The sequence below is a fragment of the Mesomycoplasma bovoculi M165/69 genome (assembly GCF_000524555.1).
GTDB lineage: Bacteria > Bacillota_I > Bacilli_A > Mycoplasmatales > Metamycoplasmataceae > Mesomycoplasma > Mesomycoplasma bovoculi.
This window is the reverse complement of the sequence record NZ_CP007154.1, coordinates 88,215-102,388: the sequence shown is the minus strand read 5'-3', so window position 1 is coordinate 102,388 and position 14,174 is coordinate 88,215. Positions and strand designations below refer to the sequence as shown.

Sequence of the window (14,174 nt, the reverse complement as noted above, 5' to 3'; positions counted from 1 at the left end):
TCCAACAATATTTACTTATATTTCAACTATATCTTTAATTTTATTAATAAACATTGAAATATTATCTGGTTCTCCTGTTTCAATATTACATAAAAAGGGCACTTTTAGTATATGTATATTAGTTTTTCTCTCATCATCTATTATGAATTTTTTGTAAAATGTCTCAATTGTTTCGCTTTCTAATAAAGGATATATTAAAATTGCGGAGCTAGATGTAACTTTTTCTATATTTTTTGATTTTGATTCATCCTTTTCATTTAGCAAACTATAGGAATATGTTATTAGTTGATAAAGATCACTTTCTTTTATTTTCTTTTTATACTTACAATCAGCAATAATCTGTATTTTGTCTTGAACAATAACTATATCTGGTTTGATTAAAGGATTTAATGATGCGATGTTTGATAAATTTAAATTGTTAAAATTTTTTTGCGTATTTTCTCATTCCCCTAATATATAACTTTTCTTGTCTTTCACTTCAATATTTGCCTCTTTTAACTTTTCTTGAACAAATTTTTCAAAAACATCATACATATTCAATAGCAAAGAAAAACCTATAAACTTTCCGTAATTATTAAAATATGAATTTTGCAAAATCACTTTGCTCATTTGTAAAATATTTTTAAACTCAAAAGGTAAATTGTGAAAATTAATCAAATCACAATCTTTTTTAGAAATATTTGTATCATTAACGTCTTGCAAATATCCCAATAATTCTCGAATTAATTTATTAGTATCACTGTATGATTTATCAAGTTTTAACAATATTACTTTCAAACATTTTTTAACAATTTGATTAAACAAGTTTTTATGAGTATATTCAAAAAAAGAGCTTTTAAATTTAAAAAAATATCCCTTTGATATTTTATTTTTAAAATATTCATTAAAATCAATTTTTCCCTTAATAAATAATATGTCTTTTTTTACCAAGTTATATTGGTGGTAAACTTGTTTCTTAAAAACATTAAATACTTGACACACATAGTGTTCTAAAAATCAGTCAACTATTGAATAGTTGGGTAATTTATTATATTTTTCAGCTGTTCCATAATGATTCAAAAAGTTTTTTTTATTCTTATCATTATTATGTGCATAAAAATATCAATACTTTATATTAGTAAACAACTTATAATTCGCTTCTTTACCATAAATATTATTAAAAATTTTTGGAAAAATATTTATTTCTATTTTATCAAACCAAATATGACCTACATAATTATTTAAATCAATAGAGTTGTTGAGAGTATTTTCTTTCAAATAGTTTATTAAAGAATCAACATCAACATTATTTTTTTTTAATTTATTTAATGTTTTAGTTAGCTCATTTTCTCAAATATTTATTTGCTCTATTTTAATATTAGGTAACATTTTATTTACTATTATAATTTTCTACAAATTCATTTATATTTTTTTCTATAATTTTAATATCATTGGTATTTAAGTCAATATCACTTTTAAGAAGTGGCCAAATTTCTTTAGATAAAATTTCTTTTATTTTTTCTTTACTTTTTTTATTATCTATATTTTTTTTAACTTTCATAAAATAACTGTGGCCTATTTGTTTATTTAAAGAAAATTTAGATTCAATTTCTTTGTTTAATTTTACAAAAACATCTTTAGCATAATAATTGCTTATAAAATCTTCGCTAGGTTTCTTTTCTACAAAAACAAAACGTCTTCTAAATGCAAAATCAAAATGTGCAATAGAATGATCATTATCATTCATTGTTCCTATTATATAAAGGTTATCTGGAATTCCGAATTTTTCCTCACTTGTTGGTAAAGTTACTTTTCAATTTCCATCTCATTTACCTTTACATTTATCGCCACCAAGACATTGAATGTTATCGCAATCATTTCTTAATCTCTTACTAGATTCAATTAATGTAAAACATTCTCCAAATATTTGAGATACATTACCTCTATTAATTTCATCAATAATTAAAACATAATTTTTGTGATGATTTTTCATTGCCTTATCAACAATATTTCTTAAAATACCTTTTTTTAGCTTGAATTGTAGCACACTTCCAAATTGATTATTTAGAGATTTGCTATATTTATCTTCATTGTGACCATTCACAAGAACAGGCTTTATTCCTTCTATAAAGTCTTCATATCCATAATTTTGATGAAATGTTATTATTTCTATTTGGTTATCTTCATCTTGATTATCTTCATCAATGTAATCTTTCTCAAATTGTTCTATTTTATTGTTAAATCTTGAATTATATTGTTCTTTTCATTTGTTATTAATAATTCAATTAGCTAATTCTTTTGAGCAATGTGTTTTTCCAGTGCCGGGAACACCGTAGTAAATTATATTTTTATCATTTTTAGTTCATGATATTGGACAATGAAAATTTTTATTTTCCATTTTGCGTATATTATTTATTTCTCTACTATTTAAAGATTGAGATTGACTCTCAATTAAAATTAAACGTTCTAACTTGTTTCTTAAATTAGTAATGTCAATATTCCTTTTACTTTCTTCTAAATATTTTTTAATAACAACATCAAACAATAGTCTATTTTGTTCCTCGCAACGAGTTTCTATTTTATAATTTTTATATTGTTCTTCTGTAAGTCAATTATTATTATAGCTTTCATGCAAGAGTTTATCTTTAACTGAATGAATAAAGTCTCTTAATCTTTTAGCGTCAAATGTGTAATCATTTGTGTTTTGATCTTTCTTTTCACAAATTGAAAAATCAAATCGATTATCTTGATTTGACTTTTTGGAAAATAATGAAATCTTATCTAATTTTTCTTTAAAACTTAGGCTATCGTACAATTTAAAATAATTAGAATCATCACTTTTATTTTTATCATAGTATTTTTTAAAATCTCCACATGTCAAATCTTCTAAAATATTATTACATTTGTATGCTTTTAATTCTTCTGACATAAGTTGAAATAATCAATAATATGAATCTTTAAATTTATCATACCAAACATTAAAATAGCCATTTTGATTTTTCTTATTAACTAGATACATATTGTATGGATTAGTCATTCTAGTTCAACTTTTTTTTAAAGTTTCACCAAAAATAAATTTAAATATTGAGTCAAGTGAATAAAAATAAGTTGTAGATTTTTCAGCTAACTCTTTTAAATGTTCATATTCTAATTCAATATTTTGCTTATCATTTAATTCAAAAATCTTAATAAATTCTTCTCTATTTTTTTTATCATTACTATTTATACTATTTATATTATTAGATAATATCATTTGGGCTTTTTTTACTTCATAATAAAAATATTCAATTTGTAAACTATTCTTATCATAAATAATATATAACGTTGCTAAAAAGTACGAATTATCTCGTTTGCCTTTTATATCAAAACTTGATACAGCTATATTTTGATTTTCTAAAATATTCATGTTATTCTATTTATGACCTTTTATAATATTACTTAATTACTCAATCTTAGAAATAATTGTAACTGATTGAATTTGATCTCCCTTTTTAATGTCTATAATTTTTACACCCTTAGTTACACGACTACTAGTTGAAATTGTTTCTAAATCAATACGGATTGCAATGCCTTTTTTGGTTAAAATCATAGCTTGCTCATCGCCATTAACTGTACCAATAAAGCAAAGCTTTCCAGCTTTTTCGGAATTTAAGGCAAGTACACCCTTGCTATTACGACTTGTCAATCTATATTCATCAACTGAAGTCATTTTTCCATAACCTAAATCTCCTACAGTAAAGACAAAACTACCTGTTTGACTATGACATGCACCAACAACATGTTCACTTGCATCTAATTTAATACCTTTAATTCCAATTGCAACACGGCCACTAGCTCGCACAGTTGATAAGTCAAATCGATTGGCTCTTCCTGATGAGCTACCAATAATAATTTGACTATCATCACTAGCAATTAATGCCTTAACTAATGAGTCATCCTCATTTAATTTGAGAGCATATTTTCCATTTTTATTGATATTTTCATATTCGCTTAAACGAGTTTTTTTAATAATACCTTTGGCTGAAATTGTGATTAAAAAATGTGAATTATAGTCTTGATTTCAAATTAGAAGTGATGTTACTGACTCATCTTTTTCTAATGGTAATAAGTTAATAAAAGGAGTTCCTTTAGCATTACGTGAAGAGTCTGGAACCATATGAGTTCTTAATTTAAAGATTCTAGCTTTTGATGTAATGATTAACAGATCTGTGTGAGTATTGGCAAACCAAATACCTTTAAGTTCATCATCTTTATACAATGATGATGTTGAACTTCCTTTGCCGCCACGATTTTGTGTTCGATATTCATCTAAGTTAATTCGCTTAACATAGTTGTTTTGAGTTAAACAAATAATAACATCTTGACGAGTTATTAAATCTTCATCAACAATAACACTGAGTTCACCGCTAATTTGTGAACGGCGTTTGTCACTAAAGTTTTTGGCAACTTCGCGATGTTGCTCAACAATTAAATCAACTAATTTTTCTTCTGAAGCCAAAATTGAATTAATGTAATCAATTTGCTCTGCAATTTGTTGTAATTCAACTAATAATTTTTCAACTGCTAATGAAGTTAAACGTCCTAAACGCATATCAACAATAGCTTTAGTTTGAATGGAATTTAAATCAAAACGCTCTGCAAGTTTTTGTTGAGCATCAGCATCTGATTTACTAGATTTAATGATTTTAACAACTTCATCGATGTTTTCAACAGCAATTTTAACTCCAAGCAAAATATTTTGCTTTTCTAAAGCATTTTTTAAATCAAATTGCAATGCTCGAGTTGTAATCTCTTTTTGATGTAAGAAATATTCTCATAAAATTTGTTTAAGATTTAACAATTTAGGTTGACCTTTTACAAGGGCTAGCATATTCATACTATAACTCACTTGTAAATCTGTGTCTTTATAAAGTTGGTTTAAAATAATTTCTGGATCAAAACCTTTTTTGATTTCAAAAACAACACGAATTCCTTGACGATTGGTTTCATCCCGAACATCTTTAATTCCATTAATTCTTTTTTCATGAACTAATTGTGCAACTTTTTCAATAATTGTTGGTTTTTTAACTTCATAAGGAATTTCATAAAAAATAATTCTAGACTTACCTGAACTAAATCTCTCAATTTCAGCTTTAGAACGAATAGTAAAACTACCACGCCCAGTCAAGTAAGCTTGCATAATTCCACTTTGCCCAAAAATATCAGCACCTGTTGGAAAGTCAGGTCCTGGCAAACTTCTAGCTAAATCTTCATCACTAATATCATTGTTTTTGGCAAGTAAAATAAAGGTTTCAATAACTTCAGAAAGATTATGTGGTGGAATTTTAGTTGCCATACCAACAGCAATTCCAGTCACACCAGAAACTAGCAAGTTTGGAAATCTAGCTGGCAAAACAACTGGTTCTTGTTCACTTCCATCATAGTTATCGGCAAAATCTACTGTGTTTTTTTTGATGTTGTCAACCATTAAAGAAGCAATTTTTGACATTCTTGCTTCTGTATAACGCATTGCAGCCGCTTCATCACCATCTAAAGAACCAAAATTTCCATGTCCATCAACTAAAGGATAACGCAATGAAAAAGGTTGAGCCATACGAACCATAGAATCATAAACTGATGAATCACCATGTGGGTGATATTTACCAAGAACATCCCCAACAATACGAGCAGATTTTTTATAGGCACTATTGTGAGTGATCCCAAGGTCACTCATTGTATATAAAATCCGACGGTGAACTGGTTTTAGTCCGTCTCGCACATCTGGTAAAGCACGAGATATAATAACAGACATTGAATAATCCAAAAAGGAATTACGCATTTCTTCTTCAATTACTCTAGGAATGATGTTATCTGTTTCTTTCTCAATTAGTTGATTAGAAATAATATAGTCGTCTTTATCTTGAAGTATATTCTCTTCTTCAGGATTTTCTTCAGTAATTTCTGAATTTTCATTAAAAACTACTTTGACTTCCTCATCTTCAATAAAGTCAAAATCTTTTTTTTTATCATCTTCAAAAAAAGCCATAATTTTCCTTTGTGATAGTCCTGATTTATATTAATTAGAAATAATAAATTTTACCAAAAAAAGGCCATTTTTCCTATAATTTGCTTATTTTATACCTGTATTTTTAATAAATAAAACAACTAATACAAATAATGCATATTATAAATTCATTATTTGTTTAGTAATTAATACATTAATTGTGTGATTTTGATTCAATTTAAAAAAAGTACCAAAAAGGTACTTTTTAAACGAATTGTTTATTTGTGCAAAATATTTATTGAAATAAATTTAATTTTATTTAAATTATTACTTGCCTAACTTGCAGTTTCAGATTGTTCTTGTTGAGTTTGATCTTGATTTTCTGATTTTGAAGAAGTTAGTTTGTCTAATTTATCTTTAATCTCTTTAATATCATTAGATAACTTATCAATATTACCAGAAACTTTAGATAATTTTTGAATATCATCTGGATTAATTTTACTAATTGAATCAACAACTTTTTCAACAGACTGAATAGTTGAAGTTAAAGTTGGTAATTGTGACTTTACAACATAAAAACCACCACCAAAAATAACAGCCAATACAATAATACTTCCTAAAATATAAGAAATAATTGTAATTAAAAATATTGATAATTTAGATGCAGGTTTTTTGAAAAATTTTTCTTTTGATATATTATACATTTGATATTATATACAATTCTTTCTTTTATTATTTTTTGGATTTGATTGAACTTTTTGTTTTAATTGTCTCTTTTTCGTCTTTTTTATTAAATGTTTCTTTAATAACTTTTTTGTCTTTGGATTTTGAAGAAGAATTACTATTTCACTCAATTAATTTATCTAAAACTTTACGATTTGTAATATTCATTTGTAAATGTTGAAGTGCAGTTGGATTTGTTTTTAATTCATCAGCTTCTTTCCCAGTGATTAAACCAAAACGTTGCAATTCTTCATCTAATTCTTTATCTAGAACTGCAAGAGATTCTCGTTTTGCAATTTCAGCAAAAACAAAAGAAGTTTGAAGACTCAAAGTTGCTTGTTGATTAACTTGCTCAAAAATATCTTTATTTGTAAATTTAGTGATTTTTAAGTACTCATCAATTGTAAACCCTTGACTTTTGAGTGTTTCATTGAAACTATCATAAATTCTAGACATTTCACGATCTAGCAATTTGTTAGAAATAGGAATTTCAACTGATTTAAGAATTTCTGCAAAAGCATTTTTTTGGAAAGTACTACGAGCTATTTCCATTTTTTCTCTTTTAGTAAGATCTTCTAAATATGACTCTAGTTGTGAAATAGTGGTCACATTGTCAATTTTTAATTCAGCAACAAAATCATTAGTTAATTTTGCTGGTTGGTTTTCTTTAACATTGTTAATTTTTACTTTAAAAACTGCAGGTTGTGAAGCATAAGCAGGAATATGATAGTCTGCTGGAAACACAACATCAATGCTTTTTGACTCACCTTTTTTAAGTCCTATTAATTGGTCTTCAAAACCTTCGATAAAGCTTTTTGACCCAATTTTTAAATCAAAATCTTCAGCTTCTCCACCTTCAAAAGGTTTGTTATCAATAAAACCTTTAAAGTTGAAATTAATTAAATCACCATTTTTAATAGCACGATCAACATCAATATGTTTTCCTCTAGCAGCTAAAAGGCGATCAATCTGCCCTTTTACATCTTCTTTTGTTACAACCGGACTTTCAAATCTAGTTTCTAAGTTTTTGTAATCTGATAATTTAATTTCTGGATAAATTGGAAATAAAAAGTTAATTTTTAATGTTTCAGCTGTCGATTCAATCACTTGAACAAATGGTTCAAAATCAATAACATGGTCATCATCCATAATATTACTTGAAGCTTCTTTTAAAAGTGTTGGTAAGGCTTCTCTTGTAGCAAGCTCAATTACAGAACCTAATTCAATGTATTGTTTAGCTTTTTCAAGCGGAACTTTCCCTTTTCGAAATCCTTTAATTTGAATATTAGCAGCTTTTTTTTCAAATGCTTTGCTAATAGATTTTTGTCACAAATCCTTGCCAGCTTCAACAGTAATTTTTAATTCAGCTGTTTTAGGTAAAATTTCACGTTTTAGCATATGATTTATATCCTTTTTTTATTTATATAATTATAAAGGTTTTTTGTTGTTTTTGTTTGTTTTTAAAGTATAAAAACTAGTATTTTGTTTTTCTTTCTTTTGAATTAATTGCAATTGTTTGTAAGCAAATTCAATTGCTTTTTTAATAATGTTGGTTCTTGAACCACCCAAATTGAGCTTTCAAACTTTTTTATTTAATGCAATATAAACTTCACCCACTGGTTTTTCATCTAAAACTTTTGGACCAGCATTGCCTGTAAAAGAAAAACAATATTTGCTATTAAAAAATTCATTTCCCGCTTTTGCCATTGCTAATGCAGTTTCGCGATTAATAACTCCATTTGAAATATCAACGCCTAATTTGGTTTTAATTTCATTTTGATAAGTAACTAGACCGCCAGCAAAAAAACGAGATGCGCCTGGTTTTGAAACAATTTTTGCTGCAAAACCTCCACCTGTAAATGATTCAACACAAGAAATGAAACTTTTTGTTTCAAAAGTTTCATTTCTTTCTTTTATACCTTTATTTTTATAGGTTTTTTTTTGATTTCTATCTTCAAAATTTACTACTTTAAAATTTGGTTTTCTAAATTTTGGTTTTGTCTTATTCTTGCTGATTTTTGTTTGTTTTGTCTTCATTTTATTGTTCAAACATTGCTTTTGATGTTGTTACAACTTTAATATTAGAAACAAAAATTTGGACTTCATTTGCATCAGCATACAAAACTCCATCACTGATTTCAAAAACTTTTCTATCAACATCATTTTGCCCACCTATGTAAAGCAAAGATGGAACTAAAGTAGAAATAACTGGAAGTGCCCCTTGTTGAATTCCCCGATATCCATTTGGAGTTTTAAGTGTTACAATGGAATTTTCTTGATTATAAAAAATTCCATTGTGATCAAAAATTTTAATTTTAATCGGTTTCATTTCAACCCATTTTTTTAGCTTTTTCAAAAGCTTCTTCAATAGAACCTATGTATAAAAAGGCTTCTTCAGGCATATTGTCATATTTACCTGAAAGCAATGCTTCAAAAGACCTAATTGTATCTTCTAGTTTAATAAATTTCCCAGCAATTCCTGAGAATTTTTCAGCAACAAAAAATGGTTGAGATAGGAAATTACGGATACGACGAGCACGAGCAACAACTTTTTTATCTTTTTCACTCAACTCATCAACCCCAAGAATTGCAATAATATCTTGCAATTCTTTAAATCTTTGCAATGTTTCAATAACTTGACGAGCAACATTGTAGTGTTTCTGACCAACAATTGATGGTTCTAAAATTCTAGATGAACTAGCTAATGGATCAACAGCAGGATAAATTCCTAATGCAGCAATATTTCTATCCAAAACAGTTTTAGCATCTAAGTGAGAAAATGTTGTTGCTGGCGCTGGATCGGTTAAGTCATCAGCTGGTACATAAACAGCTTGAACTGAGGTAATAGAACCTGCACGTGTTGATGCAATTCTTTCTTGCAATTGCCCCATTTCAGTTGCTAAGGTTGGTTGATATCCAACAGTTGATGGAATACGACCTAATAAGGTGGAAACCTCAGAACCTGCTTGTGTGAAACGGAAAATATTATCAATAAAGAGTAAAACATCTTGATTTTGTGCATCACGGAAGTATTCAGCCATAGTTAAGGCTGAAAAAGCAACACGCATTCTAGCTCCAGGAGGTTCGTTCATTTGACCAAACACTAATGCTGTTTTATCTAAAACACCAGCCGCTTTCATTTCAAAATAAAGGTCATTTCCTTCACGACTACGCTCACCAACTCCGGCAAATACAGACAATCCACCATGTTGAGTTGCAATATTGTTAATTAGTTCTTGAACTAAAACAGTTTTACCAACTCCTGCACCACCGAATAATCCAATTTTTCCACCTTTAACAAAAGGAATTAATAAGTCAACGACTTTAATCCCTGTCACCAAAATATCACTTGTGGTTTTTTGGTCTAAATAACTCGGTGGTGCCGCGTGAATAGGGTGTTTTAGTTCAAATTTAGTATCTTCACCTTCGTCAATAGGTTGACCAAGAACATTAAACATTCTTGATAAAACTTGTTTTCCAACAGGAACTTGAATTTGAGTTCCTGTGTCTAAAACATCCATACCTTTTGAAAGATTATAGGTCATACTCATCGCAATAGTTCTAACAACACCATCACCAATATGTTGAGCTACTTCTAAAACGACTTTATGTGGATTGTCTTCTGTTGGCAAAATTTCCAAAGCTGACAAAATTGGTGGCATATGGTTTTCTTCAAATTCTACGTCAATAACCGGACCTAAAATTTGAATAATTGTTCCAATGTTATTTTTTTTCATAAAACTCCTTTAATGTTCTAAGTTTGCACCTATAATTTCAATAATTTCTTGAGTAATAATGGTTTGGCGACTTGAATTTATTTGAAGATCAAGTTTTTCAATAATTTCAGTTGCATTATCACTTGCATTTTCCATTGCAACTCTTCTAGAAGAAATTTCAACTAATTTTGATTCTAAAAATAATTTATGAATTGTTGCCTTTGTATAAAATGGAATTAACCTATTCAAAATTTCTTCAGAGGATGGCTCAAAGTCTATAAAATTATTGCTAATTTCTTTTTCTACTTTTTTAAAAGGAAAAATTTGGTGCATTGAAGGAACAGAAGTAATAATATTTACAAACTTATTATAACAAACATTAATTCTTGAATAAGTTTTATTTAAAATATGACTAATTATTAATTCTGAAAACTCATTAAGAGTTTCTTCAAAATTATTTTCTTCTATGTTTTCATAGACTTTTAAAAAATTTTGACTAAATTTTTGCAGTGCTACAACCCCACGTTTTCCAAAAATTATAATATCATCGCCTGGTTTGTAGTGAGTTTGAAAATTTTTGATAATTAGATTGTTAAATGAACCACAAAAACCTAAATTAGAAGTAAATAAAATAAAAAGTTGTTTATTTTCTTGCTTGCTTGCAAATAAATCTAAATTTTCAATGCTATTGATAACTAATTGAAAAATAGAATCTAAATTAACAAAAAATTGTTCCGCTTGGCTAAATTGCTTTTTAATTTTAGGAATTTTAGCATTTGCTATCATTTCCATAACTTTAGTAATTTTTTCAATATTTTTAATTTGACTAAAGCGGGCTTTTAACCTATTTAATTTTGGCATTTAGAAAGTTTGTCCTTCATTGAATTTAGTTGCAAAATCTGCAAAAACTTCACAAAGTTGTTTGTTAATTTCACCAGTAATAGGTTGATCTGGATTAAATGTATTTGCAAAATGAGCAAAACTTTCACTTTTAATAAAACGTAAAAAATGAGTTTGAAAATCAGAAATTTGCTCAAGAGCAATCGAATCAATAAGTGATTCTCGAATGAAAACAAGCAACATAACTTGTTCAAACTCACTTAAATGAAAATGTTGATCTTGTTTTAGTAAGGCATAAATTTTATTTCCACGATCCAAAATTAACTGTGATGTTTTCCCAAGATCTGACCCAAATTGTGCAAAGGCTTTCAACTCATTGTATTGTGCAAGTTGCAATTTCAAGTTAGATGATGCTGATTTCATTGCTTTTGTTTGAGCTGTTGAACCAACACGTGAAACAGAAAATCCAATATCAATAGCAGGTTTTTGTCCACTGTTAAATAGATTATCACGAACAAAAATTTGGCCATCTGTAATTGAAATAATATTGGTTGGAATATAAGCACTAATATCACCGGCTTGAGTTTCAATAATTGGTAAAGCACTAATAGAACCACCACCATGTTTTTGTGCTAATTGAGATGAACGTTCTAATAAGTAAGAGTGTTGATAAAAAATATCTCCTGGAAAAGCTTCACGACCTGGTGGTCTTCTTAAAAGAAGAGAAAGTGTTCTATAGGCAACAGCATGTTTAGATAAATCATCATAAACTATCAAAACATCTTTTCCATCATGCATTCATTCTTCAGCAATAGCTGTTCCTGTATAAGGAGCAATATATTGAAGCGGTGCTAATTCACTAGCCCCGGCAGTTACAACTGTTGTATACTCCATAGCTCCTTGACGTTCTAAAAGTGAAACTATTTGTGCAACTGTAGAATTTTTTTGACCAATTGCAACATAAACACAATAAACATTTTTACCTTTTTGGTTCAAAATTGTGTCAATTGCAATTGTTGTTTTCCCGGTTTGACGGTCACCAATAATTAATTCACGTTGACCTTTACCAATTGGAACGATTGCATCAATTGCTAAGATTCCGGTTTTTAAACCTCTATCTACACTTTGACGCTCCATAATTGATGGTGCTTCAGAGAAAATTTCTCTTCTTTTTTTAGATTGAATCTCACCTTTTCCATCAACTGGATTACCTAATGCATCAACAACACGACCTAAAAGCTCATCACCAACTATAGAAGAAATAACTTTTCTAGTTCTTTTAACTGTTGTGCCTTGGAAAACAGAGTTTTCATCACCCATAATAACAACACCAACTAGGTCTTGTTCAAGGTTTAAGGCAATACCATAAACATGATTATCAAATTCAACTAATTCACCAAGTTTAACTTTTTCAATTCCAAAAACTAAGGCAACTCCATCACCAACAACTATAACTTTTCCAATCTCATCTGCTGCAACTTGATTTTCAAAATTTTTGATTTGTTCTCGAATAACTGCTGCAATATTTGTATTTTTAAGCATTTTAGCTCCTTATTTTAATTTTAAAAGATGTGATTTCAATTCTTTTAACTGCAAGTCAATTGAATTTTCAAATACTTGATGGTCAACAGTTATTTTAATTCCTGAAATCAAATTTGAATTAATTACTGGTTTGAGAAAAACTTTTTTAGATATTTTTTTAGAAATAAGTTTTTCTAAATCAGCAACTTTTTGTTGTGAAATTGGAAAAGCTGTTTCAATTTGACCATGAGCAATGTTTAAGTGTTCAGAAGCCATTTCATTAAATTTGGATAAAATTGGTTTTAAAAAAATAACAATATTGTTTTTAACTAAAACTTTTAAGAAATTAACTATAAACGAACTAAAAAAAGGACCAAAAACATTGTTAATTAATTCATATTTTTCTTCATGATTAACTAAATAAGAATTTAATATGTTCGCAAATTTACTATCATTTAAAATGATTTGATTAACTTCTTTGCATTCATTTTGTAAATCTAACAAAATACGATGTTCTAAACCAACTTCAACCAAAGATTCAGCATATAAATGCAACATTTTTGGGTTCAACATAATTAGGCTTCCATTTCTTTTTCAAGTTGATTAATTAATTCTTGTTGAATTTGTTCATTATGTTCAACTTTGGAACCTAAAAATTTAGTTGTAATAAAAAAAGCACTATCTAAAACATCTTTTTTATTACGAGCTAGGAAATTTGCTTCCATTTGTTCAACGCTTTTGCGTCCATCAGCTACTATTTGGTTTGCAGTTAAATGTGCTTGTTTTACACTTTGTTCTACAATTTGGTTGGCTTCTTGTTGTGCTTTTTCAAAAATTTCAGCTTTAATTCTTTGAGCTTCTTGCAATTCAGTGTTTCTTTGTTTCTCAAGTTCTGAAGATTTTAAATTATTAGCAATTGTACTATCGATATGTTCTTGTAAAAATGCTCTTTTTTTCTCTAAAAATTTTTTAGTTGGTTTGTAAACCAGAAAAGTAACTATAGTAAACAAAACAATAAAAGCTAGAAATGTAGCAGCAAAAACATATGGATTTGGTAAAACTCCTTTAAAGAGTTCGCTAATTGACTGACTAAGTGTCTTCATTTAGCTCCTTAAATTACTGTACAAAAATGAGTAAAAGTGCAACAATTAAAGAATAAATTGATGCTGTTTCTGTAATAGCTGCTCCAATAATCATAACTTTAAAAATTTTCTTTTGAGCCTCAGGGTTACGACCTGTAGCCTCAACAGCTTTACCTGCAATAAATCCTTGTCCAATACCAGAACCTACAGCTCCTACCATAGCAATCCCAGCAAATGCTGCTCCAAAAGATGAATCGTGTGACTGTGCAGCACTTGTAACAACTTTTTCTGCTGTTTCTGTAGCAAAATTAACGATTGAAAAATCCATAA

13 protein-coding genes are annotated in these 14,174 nt (G+C 28.1%); all 13 read right to left on the bottom strand.

Annotated features, from left to right (window positions below):
• Positions 1-15: 15 nt before the first annotated feature.
• On the bottom strand, positions 16-1,368 hold the full coding sequence (locus MYB_RS00475) for a 5-methylcytosine restriction system specificity protein McrC (RefSeq protein ID WP_022934904.1): 1,353 nt from the start codon (positions 1,366-1,368) through the stop codon (positions 16-18).
• A 1-nt stretch (position 1,369) separates the two neighbouring features.
• Complete coding sequence (locus MYB_RS03100; protein WP_022934903.1) at positions 1,370-3,385, bottom strand: McrB family protein; 2,016 nt, start codon at positions 3,383-3,385, stop codon at positions 1,370-1,372.
• A gap of 36 nt (positions 3,386-3,421) precedes the next feature.
• A complete protein-coding gene (gene gyrA / locus MYB_RS00465) occupies positions 3,422-6,004 on the bottom strand; it encodes a DNA gyrase subunit A (protein WP_022934902.1) in 2,583 nt (860 codons plus the stop codon).
• A gap of 293 nt (positions 6,005-6,297) precedes the next feature.
• Complete coding sequence (locus MYB_RS00460) at positions 6,298-6,666, bottom strand: hypothetical protein (protein WP_022934901.1); 369 nt, start codon at positions 6,664-6,666, stop codon at positions 6,298-6,300.
• Between the two features lie 28 nt (positions 6,667-6,694).
• A complete protein-coding gene (gene tig, locus MYB_RS00455) occupies positions 6,695-8,083 on the bottom strand; it encodes a trigger factor (protein ID WP_022934900.1) in 1,389 nt (462 codons plus the stop codon).
• 30 nt (positions 8,084-8,113) lie between these two features.
• The gene (locus tag MYB_RS00450; protein WP_084626652.1) at positions 8,114-8,722 is read right to left on the bottom strand and encodes a CinA family protein; all 609 of its coding nucleotides are present in this window, start codon (positions 8,720-8,722) and stop codon (positions 8,114-8,116) included.
• A 1-nt stretch (position 8,723) separates the two neighbouring features.
• Entirely contained in the window at positions 8,724-9,014 is a 291-nt protein-coding gene (locus MYB_RS00445; protein WP_022934898.1) for an ATP synthase subunit epsilon, read from the bottom strand.
• Positions 9,001-10,422, bottom strand: a complete 1,422-nt coding sequence (gene atpD / locus MYB_RS00440; protein ID WP_022934897.1) for a F0F1 ATP synthase subunit beta — start codon at positions 10,420-10,422, stop codon at positions 9,001-9,003. The genes MYB_RS00445 and atpD overlap by 14 nt, the downstream gene beginning before the upstream one ends.
• A gap of 9 nt (positions 10,423-10,431) precedes the next feature.
• Positions 10,432-11,262, bottom strand: coding sequence for an ATP synthase F1 subunit gamma (gene atpG / locus MYB_RS00435; protein WP_022934896.1), 831 nt, complete (start codon positions 11,260-11,262; stop codon positions 10,432-10,434).
• Positions 11,263-12,783 carry a F0F1 ATP synthase subunit alpha gene (gene atpA / locus MYB_RS00430; RefSeq protein WP_025279585.1) on the bottom strand — a complete coding sequence of 507 codons (1,521 nt, stop codon included), beginning with the start codon at positions 12,781-12,783 and terminating at the stop codon, positions 11,263-11,265.
• 9 nt (positions 12,784-12,792) lie between these two features.
• A complete protein-coding gene (locus MYB_RS00425) occupies positions 12,793-13,320 on the bottom strand; it encodes a F0F1 ATP synthase subunit delta (RefSeq protein WP_158419207.1) in 528 nt (175 codons plus the stop codon).
• Between the two features lie 17 nt (positions 13,321-13,337).
• Positions 13,338-13,865 (bottom strand): F0F1 ATP synthase subunit B family protein, encoded by a 528-nt coding sequence (locus MYB_RS00420; protein WP_022934892.1) that lies wholly within the window; start codon positions 13,863-13,865, stop codon positions 13,338-13,340.
• Positions 13,866-13,878: 13 nt separating this feature from the next.
• A complete protein-coding gene (gene atpE, locus MYB_RS00415) occupies positions 13,879-14,172 on the bottom strand; it encodes an ATP synthase F0 subunit C (RefSeq protein ID WP_022934891.1) in 294 nt (97 codons plus the stop codon).
• Positions 14,173-14,174: the final 2 nt, after the last annotated feature.